The 17,761-nt window shown below is 66.8% G+C and carries 18 protein-coding genes; 10 read left to right on the top strand and 8 right to left on the bottom strand.

What is annotated here, in order from left to right; all coding sequences use genetic code 11:
- Positions 1 to 10: 10 nt before the first annotated feature.
- Positions 11 to 844, bottom strand: a complete 834-nt coding sequence (locus EDF74_RS07150; RefSeq protein ID WP_123729412.1) for a class I SAM-dependent methyltransferase — start codon at positions 842 to 844, stop codon at positions 11 to 13.
- Between the two features lie 85 nt (positions 845 to 929).
- The gene (locus EDF74_RS07145) at positions 930 to 2,270 is read right to left on the bottom strand and encodes an Nramp family divalent metal transporter (RefSeq protein ID WP_123729749.1); all 1,341 of its coding nucleotides are present in this window, start codon (positions 2,268 to 2,270) and stop codon (positions 930 to 932) included.
- A gap of 116 nt (positions 2,271 to 2,386) precedes the next feature.
- Here EDF74_RS07145 and EDF74_RS07140 point away from each other — a divergent pair, with 116 nt between their 5' ends.
- Positions 2,387 to 3,157, top strand: coding sequence for a hypothetical protein (locus tag EDF74_RS07140; RefSeq protein ID WP_123729411.1), 771 nt, complete (start codon positions 2,387 to 2,389; stop codon positions 3,155 to 3,157).
- Positions 3,158 to 3,209: 52 nt separating this feature from the next.
- On the top strand, positions 3,210 to 4,187 hold the full coding sequence (locus tag EDF74_RS07135; RefSeq protein ID WP_123729410.1) for a zinc-binding dehydrogenase: 978 nt from the start codon (positions 3,210 to 3,212) through the stop codon (positions 4,185 to 4,187).
- Positions 4,188 to 4,200: 13 nt separating this feature from the next.
- Here EDF74_RS07135 and EDF74_RS07130 read toward each other — a convergent pair whose 3' ends face one another.
- On the bottom strand, positions 4,201 to 5,094 hold the full coding sequence (locus EDF74_RS07130) for a LysR family transcriptional regulator (RefSeq protein ID WP_123729409.1): 894 nt from the start codon (positions 5,092 to 5,094) through the stop codon (positions 4,201 to 4,203).
- 199 nt (positions 5,095 to 5,293) lie between these two features.
- On the opposite strand from EDF74_RS07130, the gene EDF74_RS07125 reads away from it, so the two are divergent.
- The 4 genes from EDF74_RS07125 to EDF74_RS07110 all read left to right on the top strand — a co-directional run bounded on the left by EDF74_RS07125 (position 5,294) and on the right by EDF74_RS07110 (position 10,416).
- Positions 5,294 to 5,758: a (R)-mandelonitrile lyase gene (locus EDF74_RS07125; protein ID WP_123729408.1), complete on the top strand. Its 465-nt coding sequence runs from the start codon at positions 5,294 to 5,296 to the stop codon at positions 5,756 to 5,758.
- Between the two features lie 78 nt (positions 5,759 to 5,836).
- Entirely contained in the window at positions 5,837 to 6,493 is a 657-nt protein-coding gene (locus EDF74_RS07120) for an SDR family oxidoreductase (RefSeq protein WP_123729407.1), read from the top strand.
- 63 nt (positions 6,494 to 6,556) lie between these two features.
- Positions 6,557 to 7,477: a M14 family metallopeptidase gene (locus EDF74_RS07115; protein WP_123729406.1), complete on the top strand. Its 921-nt coding sequence runs from the start codon at positions 6,557 to 6,559 to the stop codon at positions 7,475 to 7,477.
- Between the two features lie 395 nt (positions 7,478 to 7,872).
- On the top strand, positions 7,873 to 10,416 hold the full coding sequence (locus EDF74_RS07110) for an autotransporter outer membrane beta-barrel domain-containing protein (RefSeq protein WP_184997105.1): 2,544 nt from the start codon (positions 7,873 to 7,875) through the stop codon (positions 10,414 to 10,416).
- A 121-nt stretch (positions 10,417 to 10,537) separates the two neighbouring features.
- Here the strand turns inward: EDF74_RS07110 and EDF74_RS07105 are convergent, their stop codons facing one another.
- Complete coding sequence (locus tag EDF74_RS07105; RefSeq protein ID WP_123729748.1) at positions 10,538 to 11,401, bottom strand: LysR family transcriptional regulator; 864 nt, start codon at positions 11,399 to 11,401, stop codon at positions 10,538 to 10,540.
- A gap of 109 nt (positions 11,402 to 11,510) precedes the next feature.
- On the opposite strand from EDF74_RS07105, the gene EDF74_RS07100 reads away from it, so the two are divergent.
- Positions 11,511 to 11,882 carry a DMT family transporter gene (locus tag EDF74_RS07100; RefSeq protein ID WP_123729404.1) on the top strand — a complete coding sequence of 124 codons (372 nt, stop codon included), beginning with the start codon at positions 11,511 to 11,513 and terminating at the stop codon, positions 11,880 to 11,882.
- Positions 11,879 to 12,199, top strand: a complete 321-nt coding sequence (locus tag EDF74_RS07095; protein ID WP_123729403.1) for a DMT family transporter — start codon at positions 11,879 to 11,881, stop codon at positions 12,197 to 12,199. The genes EDF74_RS07100 and EDF74_RS07095 overlap by 4 nt, the downstream gene beginning before the upstream one ends.
- A gap of 6 nt (positions 12,200 to 12,205) precedes the next feature.
- Here EDF74_RS07095 and EDF74_RS07090 read toward each other — a convergent pair whose 3' ends face one another.
- The 4 genes from EDF74_RS07090 to EDF74_RS07075 all read right to left on the bottom strand — a co-directional run bounded on the left by EDF74_RS07090 (position 12,206) and on the right by EDF74_RS07075 (position 16,085).
- Positions 12,206 to 13,030 (bottom strand): isocitrate lyase/PEP mutase family protein, encoded by an 825-nt coding sequence (locus tag EDF74_RS07090; RefSeq protein WP_123729402.1) that lies wholly within the window; start codon positions 13,028 to 13,030, stop codon positions 12,206 to 12,208.
- Positions 13,031 to 13,085: 55 nt separating this feature from the next.
- Complete coding sequence (locus EDF74_RS07085; protein WP_123729401.1) at positions 13,086 to 14,225, bottom strand: MFS transporter; 1,140 nt, start codon at positions 14,223 to 14,225, stop codon at positions 13,086 to 13,088.
- Between the two features lie 34 nt (positions 14,226 to 14,259).
- Complete coding sequence (locus tag EDF74_RS07080; protein WP_123729400.1) at positions 14,260 to 15,042, bottom strand: DeoR/GlpR family DNA-binding transcription regulator; 783 nt, start codon at positions 15,040 to 15,042, stop codon at positions 14,260 to 14,262.
- A 134-nt stretch (positions 15,043 to 15,176) separates the two neighbouring features.
- Entirely contained in the window at positions 15,177 to 16,085 is a 909-nt protein-coding gene (locus EDF74_RS07075) for a LysR family transcriptional regulator (protein ID WP_123729399.1), read from the bottom strand.
- Between the two features lie 104 nt (positions 16,086 to 16,189).
- Here EDF74_RS07075 and EDF74_RS07070 point away from each other — a divergent pair, with 104 nt between their 5' ends.
- Both EDF74_RS07070 and EDF74_RS07065 read left to right on the top strand, forming a co-directional pair.
- On the top strand, positions 16,190 to 16,951 hold the full coding sequence (locus EDF74_RS07070) for an SDR family NAD(P)-dependent oxidoreductase (RefSeq protein WP_123729398.1): 762 nt from the start codon (positions 16,190 to 16,192) through the stop codon (positions 16,949 to 16,951).
- 198 nt (positions 16,952 to 17,149) lie between these two features.
- Entirely contained in the window at positions 17,150 to 17,482 is a 333-nt protein-coding gene (locus EDF74_RS07065) for a DUF3817 domain-containing protein (RefSeq protein ID WP_123729747.1), read from the top strand.
- Positions 17,483 to 17,761: the final 279 nt, after the last annotated feature.

Here is a 17,761-nt window from a genome sequence, read left to right as displayed (position 1 = left end):
CCGCAACGGCTCACCACGCCCGCGCCCGCACCTCCCAGCAGGCTGCGGTGAAGGTCACTGCATCGCCTTCGATGAAGGGTGCGAACGCCGCCATGACCGCCTCCAGCACCTGTGTGCGGGTTGCTCCATCCAGATCCGTCCCCCTCAGCGCGCTTCCGACCGGCCCCAGCAACGCCACATACGTAGCCAGGTCCGCCCGGTCGATGCGGCAGATCACGTCCAGCGGCAGCACCTCGATATCTTCCCAGCCGCTGTCTTTCAGGATGCGCTCGACCCGCGCGCGATCGGCGAACGCAAACTGTCCTGGTGCCTCGGGCTGACGCGGCGGCAACGCCAACCACGGCGCGGCCGCGCGCTCGGCCGTGGTCATGAAGGGATTCTGGTCCGGCCCGCGCCAGGCCAGGACGTGCAGCACGCCGCCCCGTCTGGCGGCGCGCTGCAACTGCCCGAAGGCCTGCACGGGGTCATCGAAGAACATCACGCCGAAGCGCGACACGATCCGGTCCAGACTCCCGGCTGCGAACACATGCTGCTGCGCGTCGGCGACGATGAAGTCCACTGCCAGCCCGGCTCGCTGCGCGCGCTCACGCGCCAAGGCGATCATCGGGGCGGAGATGTCGACCCCGGTGACATGCCCCTGCGGACCCAGTTGCCCGGCGATGGCCAGCGCCACCGCGCCGGTCCCGCAGCCCACGTCCAGCACGTGCAGATCGTCGCCCGGTGGGATCGCCTCCAGCAGGTGGGTGGCGAGCGGTGCGAACATCTGATCGAGGATGCGCTGCGCCTCCACCCAGGCCTCACCGGCCGGGCCATTCCATAACGCATGCTGCGAGGTGTCGGTCATTGCAGGGCTCGGTCTGGCATTGCCAGTGGGATGAGGAGGCTGCACTGTGCCACCTCAACCAACGTTGAGGTCAAGTGGCCAGGCCTCAGCCCCGCCACACATCCACGAGCAGTTTCACGTTCAAGACGATGATCAGGCCGCCGATCAGCCACGACAGCACGATCAGCCAGCGCGGCGCCACCAGTGCTCCCATCTTGCCCTTGTCCGAGACGAACCGCACCAGCGGCACCACCGCGAACGGCAGCTGCATCGAGAGCAGCACCTGGCTCAACACCAGCAGGCGCGCGGTGCCTTGCTCGCCATAGATCGCGGTCACCACCACTACCGGGACGATCGCGATGCCGCGGGTGATCAGCCGCCGCGCCCATGGTGCGATCCGCAGGCGGAGGAAACCCTCCATCACGATCTGGCCGGCCAGCGTCGCCGTCACGGTGGAGTTGATGCCTGAGGCAAGCAGGGCGACCGCGAACAGGGTCGAGGCCAGCCCCACACCGAGCATCGGCGCCAGCAGCTCATACGCCTGCTCGATCTCCTGCACGTCGGTGCGGCCCTGCGCGTGGAACACGGCGGCGGCCAGGATCAGGATCGAGGCGTTGATGAACAGTGCGAGCATCAACGCAATGGTGCTGTCGGTCACCGCCCAGCGCAGTGCACTGCGGCGCCCGGCATCGGTGCGCGGATAGGCGCGGGTCTGCACGATGGAGGAGTGCAGGTACAGATTGTGCGGCATCACGGTGGCACCGATGATGCCGATCGCCAGGTACAGCGCCTTGGGATCGGTCACCACCTGCGCATGCGGAATGAACCCGGCCAGCACTGCCTGCAGCGGCGGCGCCGCGATGACCATCTGGATCGCGAAGCAACCGAAAATCACCAGCAGCAGCGCGATCACGAAGGCTTCCAGGGCGCGGAAACCGCGGTTCATGAGCAGCAGCACCAGCACCACGTCCACCGCGGTGATGATCGCGCCGGCCAGCAAGGGGATGCCGAACAGCAACTTCAATGCGATCGCGGTGCCGATCACCTCGGCCAGGTCGCAGGCGATGATCGCGATCTCGCACAGCAGCCACAGCCCGAGGTTCACCGGGCGCGAGTAGTGAGCGCGGCAGGCCTGCGCCAGATCGCGCCCGGTCGCGATGCCCAGGCGTGCCGAGAGTCCCTGCAGCACGATGGCCATCAGGTTGGAGAGCAGGATCACCGAGAGCAGCAGATAGCCGAACTGTGCGCCTCCGGCGATGTCCGTGGCCCAGTTGCCGGGGTCCATGTAGCCGACCGAGATCATGTAGCCCGGGCCGAGGAACGCCAGCAGGCGGAACCACCAGTGGCCGTCCGTAGGCACCGCGACGCTGGCGTTCATTTCGCCCAGGCTGGGGGTGTGCCCGGTCGATGAGGGCCAGGCGGGGGGATGCTCGGGGCGGCGCTGGATGTCCACGGCCGCAATATAGCAGAGGCTAAGTTACTAAGGCTTTGCAATCTGAGGCATCCCAACGCCTTAACCCTGAACCGCGTATCGTCACCGCTCTTTTCAGCTGGAGTGGGTGCATGCGTTGGATCGTGTTGTTGGCCGCCTTGGCCATGCCCGTGGTGGCGTGGTTCTCACAGACCGGCATGTTCGGCCCGACCAACGGTGCAATCTCCGACCAGTACCCGACGCTGCTGGTCGCGGCCGGGTACGCCTTCGCGATCTGGGGCGTGATCTTCCTGTGGGATGTGCTGTTCGGGTTCTGGCAGCTGCGCCTGCGCAAGCCGGACATCACCGGGGTGCGCCCGTGGGCCGCGGCGGGCTTCGCGCTGACCGCCGCCTGGATGCCGGTGTTCTCCAACCAATGGTTCCTGCCGGCGCTGGCCATCATCTGGGCCGCCTTGCTCTGCCTGATCGTAGCCGCTTACCGCGCCTCGCCGATCACCGCCCCGGGCGGGCAGCGTGCCTGGGCGGCTTACCCGCTCGGACTGCATGCCGGCTGGTTGTCCTTGGCGGCCTACCTCAATACCGCCCAGGTGATCGTCGCCTACCGCTGGCTGCCGACCGACAACATGCTTGGCTGGAGCCTGGTGCTGCTGGTCCTGGCTACCCTGCTGGTGCTGGTGGTCAACCAGCTGCTGCGCGGGCATTTCGCCTATCCAGCCGCCGTCATCTGGGCGCTGGCCGGCATGTACGTCAAACAGTCCGGCTGGGACCTGCCGGGCGCGGCCAACATCGCCACCCTGGCGCTGGTGTTGATCATCATCGTGGTGATCCAGACCGTGTGGCTGCGCGTACGCGCGTACCGCCAGCCGCGCGCGATCGCCGCCGCCCACCGTCATCGTCGTTGATTTTTTCTGCAGGAGCCCCCCCCATGAACATCGTGATGAAGGAGCGCCACTGATGCGCGCTGCGATCCATACCACTTTTGGCGATCCCACCCAGGTCCTGCACGGCGGTGATGTGCCGCAGCCGGCCCCCGCTGCCGGTGAGGTGCGCATCCGCACCGTGCTCACCCCCATCCACAACCACGACCTGTGGACCGTGCGTGGCCAGTACGGCTACAAGCCCGAGCTTCCCGCTATTGGTGGCAGCGAAGGCACCGGCGTTATCGACGCGCTGGGCGAGGGCGTCGACGGCCTGAAGGTCGGCCAGCGGGTCAGCGCTGCCTCGGTGCATGGCACCTGGGCCGAGTACTTCATCGCGCCGGCGCGGATGGTCATCCCCATGCCGGACAGCATCGACGACAACACCGCCGCGCAGCTGATCGCCATGCCGCTCAGTGCGCTGATGCTGCTGGAATTCCTGCAGGTGAAGGAAGGCCAGTGGATTCTCCAGAACGCCGCCAATGGCGCGGTCGGCAAGGCGTTGGCGATGCTGGCCAAGGCGCGTGGGGTGCACTGCATCAACCTGGTGCGGCGCGATGCCGGCGTGGCCGAGATGACCGACCTCGGCATCGACCACACCATCTCCACCGCGCAGTCTGACTGGATGGCCCAGGTGCAGGCCAAGGTCGGCAAGGCCTCGATCGCCGCCGCGGTGGATTCGGTTGGCGGACGCGCCAGCAGCGAGCTGATGACGTTGCTGGGCGACGGCGGCACGCTGGTGTCGTTCGGCTCGATGACCGGCGAGCCGATGCAGCTCAGCTCGGGCGATGTGATCTTCAAGCAGGCCACGGTGAAGGGCTTCTGGGGCAGCAAGGTCAGCCAGGCGATGGCGCCGGAAGACAAGCGTCGCCTCGTTGGCGAACTGCTGCAGCTCGCCGCCCGCGGTGGATTGAGCCTGCCGGTGGACGGCGTGTTCGGGCTGGATGAGGTGGCCGATGCCGCCAAGGCCAGCCTGGAACCGGGCCGCAACGGCAAGGTGCTGCTGCGCCCCTGACCAACGGTCGGCGTTACCGGTCCGCGCGCAGTGCTTCGATAACGACCTTCATGGCGCTCGAGGATTGCCGGCGGCTGGGGTAGTAGGCGTAGTACCCATCGAAGGGATCGCACCAGTCCTCCATGACACGCCGCAACGCACCGGCGGTGATGTCATCAAGCACCATGTCCTCGGGCAGATAGGCCAGGCCCGCACCGGCCAGCGCCGCGCGATGGATCGCACTGCTGCCGTTGAAGGTCCATTGGCCATCCACGCGCACGTTCACTTCCTCGCCGTCCTTCTCCAGATCCCACACCATCAGCCCGCCGTGGGTAGGCAGGCGCAGGCCGATGCAGTTGTGCGCGGCCAGGTCGGCCGGCAGCTGCGGCGCGGTGTTCGTCGTGAAGTAGGCCGGGCTGGCCACGATGGCCATGCGCAGCGGCGGGCTGATCGGCACTGCGATCATGTCCTTGGCGACGCGGCCACCCAACCGGATGCCGATGTCGTAGCGCTGGGCGACGATGTCGGCCAGGCCATAGTCGATGGTCAGTTCCACATGCAGATCGGGGTAGGCGGGCAGCACGGCGGACAGCCGGGGCCACACGAGCGTGTTGGCGGCATGCTCGGCCGTGGTGATGCGGATCGTGCCAGCGGGCCGGTCACGGTACTCGCTGATCGCGGCGACCTCGGCCTCGATCTCCCGCATGCGCGGTGCGACGGTGTCGTACAGCCGTTCACCGGCCTCGGTCATGGAGACGCTGCGCGTGGTGCGGGTCAGCAGGCGCACGCCGAGGCGCTCTTCCAGCCCGCGCACGGTGTGGCTGAGCGCGGACTGCGAGACGCCCAGCTGCGCCGCGGCACGGGTGAAGCTGCGCTCGCGCGCGACGGTGACGAACACCTGCAGATCGTTGAAATTCTCGCGGGCCATGGGGCAGGGCCAACAGCGCATGGCAGTCATGCGCGCCCATGATGAGCGCGGCCGACTGATGAACTCAAGCGGCTTTGTTTCGTGATTGATGAGCTGCGGTTATGGCTGCATGCCGATCGGGGCGGCTAGTGCCCGCGCGGGGGCAGGCCTACAGTGGGTGTCCCCGGCGGGCGCCGCCGTTCCTTCAGGAGAGGCCTCCATGGACCTGTTCACTGCCGCACTGTCGCTTTCGATGGCCGCCGTCGTACCCGCCGAAACGGCACCGATCCGCATCACCAGCGCAGGCACCGCCCCTTCGGCGGCCGGCCCGGCGGACTATTTCACCGGTCGTGTGCGCATTGATGCGCCGTTCCAGACTGATGCCCCTGCACGCGTCGGCGGCGCTACCGTCACCTTCGAGCCCGGCGCACGCACCGCCTGGCATACCCATCCACTGGGTCAGACCCTGATCGTCACCGCAGGGGTGGGCAGCGTGCAGGAATGGGGCAAACCCGCGCGCGATATCCGTCCGGGCGACATCGTCTGGATTCCGCCGGGCGTCAAACATTGGCATGGTGCCAAGGCTGCCACCGCGATGACGCATATCGCGATCGCCGAAGCGGTCGATGGCTCACCGGTGACGTGGATGGAGCAGGTCAGCGACGCGCAGTACAGCGGCAACTGAACCAGGCCCCGCGATGGGGACGGCCGTGTCACATCCACCTGCGTACCCTCACAGCCGGATCGAAACAGGAGAACCGTCTTGAGTACCGTTTTCATCGTCGGCGCGGCCGGCAAGGTCGGCCGTCACCTGGTCAAGCAGTTGGCCGACAAACAGCATCACGTACGTGCGCTGCATCGCCGCGCCGAGCAGGGCGCTGAACTGAGCGACCTCGGCGCAATGCCGGTCAGCGGTGATCTCACCGCTATCGACGTGGACACGTTGGCCGGCCAGATGCGCGGCAGTGACGTGGTTGTTTTCACGGCCGGTGCCGGTGGCGCAGGGGTGGAGGTGACGAACGCCATCGACGGCCGCGGCCTGGAGCTCGCGGTGGATGCCGCCCGGCAGGCGGGCGTGCGCCGCTTCCTGCTGGTCTCGGCATTCCCGGAAGCGGGCCGCAACAAGGACATGGGCGAGGGTTTCGAGAATTACATGACGGTCAAGAAGCGCGCCGATGTGTATCTGGCCGCGACCGATCTGGACTGGGTGATCCTGCGCCCCGGCACCTTGAGCGATGCGCCGGGCACCGGCCGCGTCACGGCTGGCCCGGCGATCGCGTACGGCGATGTGCCACGTGCGGATGTGGCCGCCACGTTGGTGTCGCTGGTGGAGCATTCCGAGGTGCGGCGCACGATCATCGAGTTGACCGAAGGCGACCGGCAGGTCGACGAGGCGGTCGCGCAGCTTGGCAGGGCGTAACCCGGGCCGCCGTGTGCGGCAATGGTAAAATCACATTTCCACCCTGCAGCAGACGAGCACGCCATGACCAATGCGACCTTCTATCCCATCGGCACCCCCGGCCAGCCCTGGGGCGCAGCGGAGAAGGCGCAGTGGCGCGCTCGCCAGGTGGCGCAGCGCCGCTATGCCGATGACGTACTGCCGGCCGTCGAGGCGCTCCGCGGCAGCTTCGAGGTGACCCAGTACGGCACGCTCGACTACGCGCCGGACCAGTACCCGCTGTTCGCCGTGCGCAGCCGCGACTGGAACGCCGCACTGCCGACGGTGCTGGTCACCGGTGGCATCCACGGCTACGAAACCAGTGGCGTGCAGGGCGCCTTGCAGTTCCTGCAGACCCGCGCGGCTGGGTACGCTGGCCGTGCGAATCTGCTGGTCGTGCCCTGCGTCAGCCCGTGGGGCTACGAGCGCATCCAGCGCTGGAACGCCGAGGCGATCGATCCGAACCGCTCATTCATGGCCAACAGCCCGGCCGCCGAATCGGCGGCGCTGATCGCCCTGGTCGCCCCCCTGCGCGGCAGCATCGTGATGCATATCGATCTGCACGAAACCACCGACACCGATGAAACCGAGTTCCGCCCGGCGCTGGCCGCGCGCGACGGCAAGCCGTTCGAGCCGGGGTTGATCCCGGATGGTTTCTATCTGGTCGATGACACTGAAAACCCGCAACCGGCCTTCCAGACCGCGGTCAATGCCGCCGTCGAGCGGGTGACCCACATCGCCCCGGCGGATGAGAAGGGCGAGATCATCGGCTCGCCCGTAGTGGCCCCGGGTGTCATCCAATATCCGCTGGAGAAGCTGGGCCTGTGCGCCAGCGTCAGCGGCGCGAAATACACCACCACCACCGAGGTGTATCCGGACAGCCCGCGCGCCACCCCGCAGCAGTGCGATGACGCGCAGGTGGCGGCGATCTGCGCGGCGATCGATTACGCGCTGGCGCATCCCTGAGCCCGGTCGGCGGCAACGCCGCCGGACCTTTCCGGCCTGATGGCCAAACCTGTACGCCGAGCGCGCATCGGGAGTCGGCAGGCATGTTTTGCCTGCGGCCGACACTCGTTCATCCATTGCCCGCCTGGGTCGTTCCAGCGCGACCAAATGCCCTCCCGGCGGTGACGAACCAGTGCTTCTGGCCGCCCTGTGCTTGCACCTACACACGTGCTTCACAATGCGAAGAAGCAGTGTAGGCGACCGCCTGCGGCGATCTGACTCCCAAGTGAATGCCGGCGAACGCAGGCAAGCTTTCGGACAAGTTGCATAGAAGTCCCATATCGAAACGCGGAGCATCGCGGCAGTCAGGCCTATCGGGAGATTGGCCCCCCACTGATCATCTCGAGGATTTCATCATGTCGCATCCTGATCTTGCGCAATCCCGCGTGCCCAGGAGACTCGCCGGCGCCGTGGCGTTGGCCCTGCTGGTGGGTTCGCCGGCCGTGTTGGCTGGATCTCTGGTAGGTGGCAGCGCCACCGTCAACCCGGGCGATGTGCCGGAAACATGGACGTTGCGCTCCAATGCACTGCTGACCATCAATCCCGGCGGACAATCGGATTGGATCGAAGCGCAGAACTCACGACTGGACATCAATGGCGCGGTGATCGCCAGCTCGGCGCCCTCAGGGCCGACGATCCTCGCGCAACTTACGGCGACGCAGATAGAGAGTTCAACGATTACCGGCGCCGTGCGCTTCATGGCGTCCGATGCGACCCTCAGCAACAGCACTGTCAACGTCAACGCCGGCAGCACGAACGCCATCACGGCCAACCAGACCACGCTGGCAGTCACCAACGCCACAGTCACCTCGTCGGTGAGCAGGGCCCTCGCCGCTGCCGAAGGCAGCGCTGTAAGCGTTGCCGACAGCAGTATGACCGGGGTCGGGCTGGGGGCCAGTGTCGCTTCGGGCAGCACCGTGACGTTCGATAACACCCAACTCACCGCGGTGCAGGCAGTGGGCACCAATCCACTGACAGGTGGCCATGGACTGGTGCATCTCAGCGGCACGGCAAATCTGTTGAACGGCACCACGGTGACCGGTATCGACAGCGGCGTGCGCATCATGACGTTCAACACGGCCGGTCGGCCGGCGGACGTCACGCTGCTGGTTGATCGCTCCAGCATCGTCGGTCAGAACGGCGCGGCCATCGTGATGGCGCTGGGCACCCTCCCGGCCAGTTGGACCGCCAATATCGACGTGCGCAACGGTTCGTCGCTGGTGGGGGGCAATGGCAATCTGCTGGACGTCTCCGGGGGCCAGACCGCAAATCTGCGGGTGGACGATTCTGCGCTGGTCGGCAATGTCATTGCGGGTGTCACCGATACGGCCAACCTCAGCTTCCAGAACAACGCCAGCCTCGCCGGTGCGCTGACCAACGTGACCTCCATGGCACTCGCCGATACCTCCCGCTGGGATGTCACCGCCGATTCCACCGTCGGCACGTTGGATATCGGCTCGGGCACGCTGGCCTTTGCCGCACCGTCGCCGGGCTACAAGACGGTGACGGTCGCGGGCGACTTCGCCGTCAACGGCGGCACGCTGGTCTTCAACAGCCCGCTGGGCGATGACACCTCGCCCTCGGACAAGCTGGTGGTGGGCGGCAACACCACGGGCAGCGGCAACATCGCGGTCAACAACATCGGGGGAACTGGCGCACAGACGGTGGAAGGCATCCAGCTGATTTCGGTTGCCGGTGCGTCGGATGCAGCGTTTGCGCTGTCCGGCCGCGCAGTAGGCGGTGCCTACGAGTACTTCCTCTACAAAGGCGGTGTGAGCACACCGGGTGACGGTGGCTGGTACCTGCGATCCTCCTACACCGGAGATCCGTGCGATCTCGATCCGACGCTGCCTGCCTGCACGCCGGTCGATCCGGGTCCTGGCCCTGGTCCGGGCCCTGATCCGAATCCGGACCCCAATCCGGATCCCAATCCGGACCCCGGTCCGGGTCCGGTCGATCCCGTCGACCCGGTACCGGTCCTGCGCCCGGAACCCGGCGCGTACCTCGCCAATCAGGCGATCGCCACACGCATGTTCCAGCAGCGCGCCCATGACCGCGGCGAGCGGGCCTTCGATGGCGAGCGTGCCGGTGCCTGGGTGCGGGTGGCCCGTGATCAGGTCCACGGCGATGTCCTGGGTCAGATCGATGCGCGCAGCCAGAGCAACGTGCTGCAGATCGGCAGTGATGTGGCGCGCTGGGGCACCACCAGCAGTGGCCAGATCGGTGTGATGTTGGCCAGCGGCCGTGCAGACACGCAGGCCGTGTCCAACGTGACCGGCTACAGCACGCGCGGCAAGGTAAAGGGCGATGCGGTGGGTGTCTATGGCACCTGGGTGCAGCGTGCCAATGACAGCACCGGCGCCTACGTGGACGGTTGGCTGCAGTACGCGCGCTTCGATAATGAAGTGCAGGGCGAGGCACTGGCGAAGGAAAAGTACGACGCCACCACCCGTGCTGCGTCGCTGGAAGCCGGTTACAGCTGGACGCTGGTCAACCGGGAGCGCAGCGCGTGGTTCATCCAGCCGCAGGTGCAGCTGACCTACACCGACTACAAGGGCGACACGTTGCAGGAAGCCAACGGCACGATCGTCCAGGACGGCCGTGCGGGTGGGCTTGAGTCGCGCGTCGGCGTACGCCTGTTCGGGCACGACAACGCCATCGGCAACCGGGTGCAGCCGTTCTTCGCGGTGAACTGGCTGCGCGGCGACCATGGCAACTCGCTGCTGTTCGATGGCGAGCGGATCAGTGCGACGCTGCCGACCAACCGCTATGAAGCGCAGGCCGGTGCACAGCTCAAGCTCGGCCTCAAGTGGTCGGCATGGGGCGATATGCGCGTGCAGCGTGGCGATGGTGGCTACAGGGAAGTGGCGGGCCAGATTGGTCTGCGTCGCGCCTGGTAATCGATGCAGGACGGGCAGGGCACGGTAGGTGCCCTGCTGTCCCGATCAGCGCGTGTCTGCAAGCGGTGCGCTCATACGGGGTGCCATGCAGGCTGCGTGGCATGTGCTGTTCTGAGCGGTATCAAGGTGCCGGCAGTTGAAACTGATCCAGCAACCACAGCGCCGCTGGCCCCAGCGGTGCGTCCTTGCGCCACACCGCATCGGTAGAGACCAGTCGCGGCCAGCCGGGCAAGGGCAGTTCGACCAGCATGCCCCTGCCGTACCGCGCCACCAGCGCGCGCGGTAGTTCGGCCCATCCGAAGCCATCCTCGGCCATCTCCAGCACCATCAAATAGTCCGAGGCCGACCACGTGCGCCCGCGCGCGTGGCCCTCGCGCGTCGCATCGCCGCTGAGGCAGATCTGGCGGTGGCTGGCCAGGTGGGATTCTTCCGGCGCGTGCAGTGCGGCCAGCGGATGACCGGTGGCAACAAACACCGCCATCTCTGCGCGCAGGGGCAGGGCGCGCACCGCCAGTTCGGACGGGTAGGCCGGCTGATGCGGCATCAGCCCGAGATGGGCACGCCCACGCTGCACCACATCGAGCACGTCACTGCCTTCAGCATCCAGCCACTCCAGTTCGATATCTGGAAAACGCTGTTCGAACCGGCGCAGCAGATGCTGGTCCGGATTGAGCTGATAGATGTCTGAAAACACCAGGCTCAGGCGTGGCTCTACCTCATCCGCCAAGCGGATGCTGAGCTGCTCCAGACGGTCGGCGGCAGCGAGGATTTCCTGCGCATGGCCGAGCACCTTGCGGCCGTCCTCGGTCAGGACCGGATAGCGGCCGCTGCGGTTGAAGAGGGTGAGGCCAAGATCGGCCTCCAGCGTGGCGATCGCCGTGCTGATGGTCGATTGGGTCTTTTTCAGGCGGCGCGCGGCGGCGGAGAACGAGCCAAGTGCAGCCGCTTCCACGAACGCGTGCAGGGATTCGGGGCTGTAACGCATGGATGTATCGCCTTTGCCGATGGGTTCCATCTTGGGTCTGATGGAAAAGGCGATGATAATGGGCGCGTCGCTTGGGTGTCATGCCCCGGCCGCAATCAAGGAGCTTTCCATGCACACACAGGTGCATTCGCAACCCCGTGCCCGTGGCGGTCTGATCGCCTGGGCCTGCCTGACCGTCGCGATCGTCGCTGAAGTGGTCGGCACCTCGTTCATGGCCGATGCCGCCCGTCATGGGGGCTATGCAGGCTATGTTGTCATGGCCGTGGCGTTGGCCATTTCCTATTACTTCCTGGCGCTGTCGGTGCGCGGTATCGCGGTGGGCGTGGCCTACGCCGTGTGGGAAGGCTTGGGCCTGACCCTGCTGACGCTGGTCGGCATGTTCGTGTTCAAGGACAGCCTGTCCGTGCAGCAGATGATCGGGTTGGTGATGGCGGCGGTCGGCATCGTCTGCGTCACCCTCGGCGAGGCGCACACGTCATGAACCTCACCGCCTTCCTGTTTGTGCTGTGTTCGGCACTGATCGACATCGCCGCCAACATGATGGTGGCCAAATCCGACGGCTTCCGTAAGCCAGCGTGGGGTTTCGCCGCGATCGCGCTGGTCTGGATCGCCTTCGCGCTGCTTGGCCAGGCGGTCAAGACGATGGACCTGGCCACGGCCTATGCGATGTGGGGTGCCATCGGGGTGATCGGCACGGCCCTCTGCGGGCGCGTGCTGTTCGGCAACCGCCTGCGCCCGATCGGCTGGGTGGGGATCGCGCTGGTCACCGGTGCGGTGGTGGTGCTGTCGAGCCCCTGATTCCGATCAGCGGAACAGCTGATTCAGCACCGCCCCGGAGGCCGCATCGGCGAACCCGTCGAAGCGGCCTTCGTCCATCAGCAGCTGCGAGGCCCGCATCATCCCGCCCCATGCGGTCCGCGCCATCGCACCACCTACGCTGACACGTCGAACGCCCATGCCGGCGATGTCCTGCAGGGTGAACGGCAGCGCGCTGCCCACCAGCAGGTTGACCGGGCGTGGCGCCACCGCGGCCACCACCGTTTCGATCTGCTCGCGGGTGGTGATGCCCGGCGCGTACAGGCAGTCCGCACCGGCCTCGGCATAGGCACGCAGACGGCTGATCGTATCGTCCAGGTCGGGGCGACCGACGAAGAAGTTCTCGGCGCGGCCGATCAGCAGCACATCTTCGCCGGACGCGTTGATCGCGTGGCGGGCGGCACGTACCCGTGCTACCGCGTCGTCCAGCGGGCGCAGCGGATGCGCAGGATCCACGCTGGCGTCTTCAATGGAGATGCCGGCCACGCCGGTGGCGATGGCGCGGGTGACGTTGCCGCCCACCGCGTCCAGCGTGCCGAAGCCATCGCCGAAATCGGCGTTCAGTGGCAATGGGGTCGCGGCCGCGAGGCTGCGCAGGTGGGCGAGGGTCTCGTCCAGCGTCAGCGTGCCATCGGCCTGGGCCTGGCTCCACGCATGACCGGAGCTGGTCGAGGCCAGCGCCTGGAAGCCCAGACTGTGCAGGTAACGTGCACTGCCTGCATCCCACGGGTTGGGCAGCACGAAGCAGCCGTCCTCATGCAGCGCACGGAAGGCGGCGCGGCGCGCGCGGGGATCGAAGGGCAGGGCCGTCATGGCGCGTATCCGGGAAGCAGTGAGCCGATGGTAACGCCCCTGTACGGCATGCCCGTCAGGCCCGTACCCAGCGTGCCGCCAGGCCGATGCAGACCAGCGTCACCGCTACCGCGCTGAAGGCGAACACCAGGCTGCTCGCCTGCGCGACGAAGCCGATCAATGCCGGGCCGGCCAGCACGCCGGCATACCCGAGCGTGGTGATGGCCGGGATGGCCAGACTCTCGGGCATGACCTTCTGGTTGCCCGCCATCGAGAACAGCGCCGGCACGATGTTCGCGCAGCCCAGGCCCACCAGCGCATAGCCGCACAATGCCAACGGCAGCCAGGTGGCGAAGGTGGCCAGCGCGAAGCCGGCGGCGGCGATCAGGCTGCCGATCAGGATTGAACGATGCCGGCCCAGCCAGGCCACCACGCCATCGCCGACCAGGCGGGTCACGGTCATCGCGATGGCGAAGGCCAGATAGCCCAGCCCGGCGCGGGAAGGATCCACCTGCTGCACTTCATGCAGGAACACCGCACTCCAATCGAGTACCGCGCCTTCGGCCAGGAACGCCACAAAACACAGCACGCCGATCGCCAGCACCACCCCGTGCGGCACCGCGAACAGCGGCGCATCACTGGGCGCCTTGTCGGTACGCCAGTGCGGCAGCGAGATGGCCAGCAGCGCAGCCATTACCGCCGAGGCGAACAGGCACACCAGCCACGGTGACAAGTGGAGGGCCAACAGCGCGGTCATCGCGCCTGCACCGACGGCGCCGCCGATACTGTAGAAGGCGTGGAAGCCGGACATCATCGGTCGGCCGCTGTCGCGCTCGACCATGATTGCCTGCATGTTCATCACGCAGTCGCACGCACCCACCCCGGCGCCGAACACGAACAAGGCCAACCCCAGCGTCCAAGGCGAGGGCGCGATGGCCAACAAGGGCAGGCTGGCGATCACCATCATCAGCGTGGCGATCATGACGGCGCGACAGCCGTGGCGTGCGGCGAGCATCCCTGCAATCGGCATCGCCAGCAGGGAACCTGCACCCAGGCACAGCAGGACCAGACCGAGCGAGCCCTCATCCAGGGCCGTGCGGCGTTTGGCGAACGGGACCAGCGGCGCCCAGGCAGCGGTGGCAAAGCCGGGCAGAAAGAAGGCCGCGCGCGTGGCGTACTGCTGCGCGCGCGCGATGCGCGTCGGAATGGACGTCATAGGTCGTGGAGGTCGTGGAGGTCGAAGGAAAGGGTCAGCGTCGCGGGGCGAGCTGGATATCGACGCCGCGCTGGGCGAACGCGTCGATCTGCGGCTGCGGGGTATCGGCCTCGAGCACCAGCACGTCGATGTCCTCGACCGCGCCGATGCGATGGTTGGCCTGGGCGCCGAGCTTGTCGCGGGTGGCGACCACGATGCAGCGGCTGCTCGCGGCAAGCATCGCCCGTTTCAGCGCGGCTTCTTCGCCGTCCACTGCCCACAGGCCGTGTTGCGCATCCACCGCGCAGGTGCCCACGAAGAAAATATCGACGCGCAATCGGCTGACGGCCTCCAGCGCCTGTGCGCCAACGCTTGCCCCGATACGCGGGTCGAGCCGGCCGCCGATCAGGGTGACGTCGATGCCGGCACGCCCCATCAAGGTCAACGCGATGTCCGGGGCGTTGGTGACGACGCGGAGATTCTGGTGCTCCGGCAGGCAGGCGGCGATGGCGCTGTTGGTGGAGCCGGCGTCGAGCAGGATGCTGTCACCGGCGCGGACCTGCTCGGCGGCATGGCGGGCCAGTGCCTGTTTCTGCCGTTTCTGCACGGTTTGCCGCTCGGTCAGGGGCGGGAACGCCGGCGTGGCGTGCAGCGCACCGCCATAGACCTTCCGGCACAGGCCCTGCTGGGCCAGGTCGCGCAGGTCGCGGCGGATCGAATCTTCGGAGACCTGCAGATCCAGCGCCAACTGGGCTGAGAGCACGCGGCCCTGTTGCTGAAGCAGCTGCAGGATAGCCTGCTGGCGCTCGCTGGGGAGGGTGTCAGGGGAGGGCGTCATGGCTGAAAGAGGGATCCGCACCGATGCATGATGGTTCCGATTCTATGCAAATGTGCAGAAACGTGCAAACCGGTCCCCAGTGCCGCCACCACAGCATTCATTCCCGTCGCGTCATGGCGTCGGGACGCAGTGGATCACCGGTCCTGGTCCAGCTCCCGCTGCACGACACCGGCCACCCAGTCCATGAAGGCCGCCACCCGGCGCGGCAGGTGGCGGCGTTGCGCGTAGAGCAGGGTGACCGGCATCGGCTCCGCTTTCACGTCGGCCAGGATTTCGACCAAGGTCCCCGAGGCCAGTGCCTGGCGCACGCCGAGCAGCGGCACCTGGATGATGCCCAGCCCCGCCAGCGCCGCGGCGGTATAGCCTTCGCCACTGTTGACCGTCACCGCGCCGCCCATCGGCAGGCTTCGATAGGTCTGTCCATCGTAGTACTCAAATCCTGGCGAACGCTGCCCCAGGGTTCCCACGTAATGGACCAGCGCGTGATCGGCCAGATCGTCCAGTGTCGTCGGTGTGCCGCGGGCCGCGAGATAGGCAGGGCTGGCGCAGGTGACGATCGGCAGCTGTCCCAGCGGGCGGGCAACCAGCGTGTTGTCATCTAGCGGCCCGACCCGCAGCACGCAGTCGAACCCCTCGCGGATCAGATCGACCCGGCGATCGGTACCGCTCACTTCCATCTCCACCCCGGGGTGCTGGGCGAGAAAGGCAGGCAACTGCGGTATCACCAGTTGCCGGGCCAGTCCGCTGGACATGTCCACGCGCACGCGCCCCTTGAGCTGAGCGGTATCGATCCGGAACATGCCCTGCAGATCGTCCATGTCATGCAGCAGATCGTGCGCCCGTGCCTGGAACTGGGCGCCGTCGGCGGTCAGCTGCACCCGGCGGGTGGTCCGGTGCAGCAATTGCACCCCGACGTCCGCTTCCAGCCGCTGCACGGCCAGCGACACGCTGGCTTTGGGCAGGCCGAGACTGTCGGCAGCGCCGGTGAACGAGCCAAGTTCAGCAACCCGAAGAAAGCACCGCAGGTGATCGAGACGATCCATGGATTGTTCGCGATTCGTGGATAGTCAAATCAGCATCCGCCGATTTATCGGGTGATGCAACAACAATAGGCTGGTAACCATTCCCCAACCGCAGGTGCACTGACATGAGCAACGCAACCCGAGTCGTCCTGATCACCGGTGGCAGCCGCGGCCTTGGCCGCAATGCCGCCCTCGCGCTGGCGGCCGACGGCGCCGACATCGTGCTGACCTACCGCAGCCAGGCCGAGGCCGCGCAGGAGGTGGTCGCCCAGATCGAAGCCCTCGGTCGCCGTGCCGCGGCGATTCCACTGGACGTGGCCAACAGCGCCGGCTTTGGTGACTTCGCCGCCAAGGTCCGCACGGTGTTGACCGGGTGGGGCGAAACCCACCTGCAGGGCCTGCTCAACAACGCCGGCGAAGGCCTGCACGCGATGATCGCCGACACCACCGTGGAGCAGTTCGATGCGCTGGTCGCGGTGCATCTGAGGGGCCCGTATTTCCTGACCCAGGCGCTGTTGCCGTTGATTGCCGACGGCGGGCGCATTCTCAATGTGTCCAGCGGTCTGGCGCGTTTCTCGCTGCCGGGCAGTTCGGCCTACGCGATGATGAAGGGCGGCATCGAAGTGTTCACCCGCTACCTGGCCAAAGAACTGGGTGCACGTGGCATCAGTGCCAACACGCTGGCGCCGGGCGCGATCGAAACCGACTTCGGCGGCGGCCGCGTGCGCGACGATGCGCAGGTCAACGCGATGGTGGCCTCGGTCACCGCGATGGGCCGCCCGGGCAAGCCGGATGACATCGGTCCCGTCGCCGTGGCGCTGCTGTCGCCGCAGACCGCGTGGATCAACGCGCAGCGGGTGGAGGCATCGGGCGGCATGTTCGTCTGAGGCCGCCGCCAGTCGAGCGGTCATCGTGCAGCGCGTGCGGGCGTCATCGCTGGCGATGTATCGAGGGTAGGTCACGACCGTTGGTCGTGACGCTCTTGGATGCTCGTGTGAGAATGGTTCGCATCAAACGCCATCGCTGGCTATGATGCCGGTCCTTTCCGTTACGACCCCGAGCCCATCTTGAAGCGTGCCTTGCCAATCAGCCCCATGGGCCGCGTGTTCGCCACGGTCGCCTTCGTCGAAGCCCTGACGTGGGCCGGCCTGTTGATCGGCATGTACTTCAAGTACCAGGCGGCCGATCCGACCCCGGTCGGGGTCAAGATCTTCGGCCCGGTGCACGGCGTGGCTTTCATGGTCTACGTGGTGGTGGCGGTGCTCGCTGCAATCCGCCTGCGTTGGCCGTGGTGGGCCGCGCTGCTGGCATTGGCTGCTGCGGTGCCGCCGCTGGTGACGCTGCCGTTGGAGTGGTGGTTCAAGCGTCGTGGGCTGTTGTCGGCATCGGTGCATCGCCTCCGTCCGGTGGCGAGATAAGGAAGAAGGGGAGGAAAGTGCATCTTGCGACGCGGTTGTGGCCCCACGGCGGCTTCAGATCTCTGCGGTGTACGTGCGGCAACGCAACACCGCAATCGACAAGCCTGCCCCGCGTCCCACCCGCAATGAGTGTTGCGTCACCCTTGTTGCTCTAGAGCGGGACGAATTCCGAACAGGCGTCACAGCTTCACATCTATCAATCGAACCAAAGCACGCAGAGGAGTCAGACAGGACTACGTTCATGCCCCCTTTACCAGTTTCGACTGGATATCCATGGAG

This window comes from Stenotrophomonas rhizophila (assembly GCF_003751305.1).
In the GTDB taxonomy this organism is placed as follows: domain Bacteria; phylum Pseudomonadota; class Gammaproteobacteria; order Xanthomonadales; family Xanthomonadaceae; genus Stenotrophomonas; species Stenotrophomonas rhizophila_B.
The sequence above is the reverse complement of the archived record's forward strand: the minus strand, read 5'-3'. Positions and strand labels throughout refer to the sequence as shown.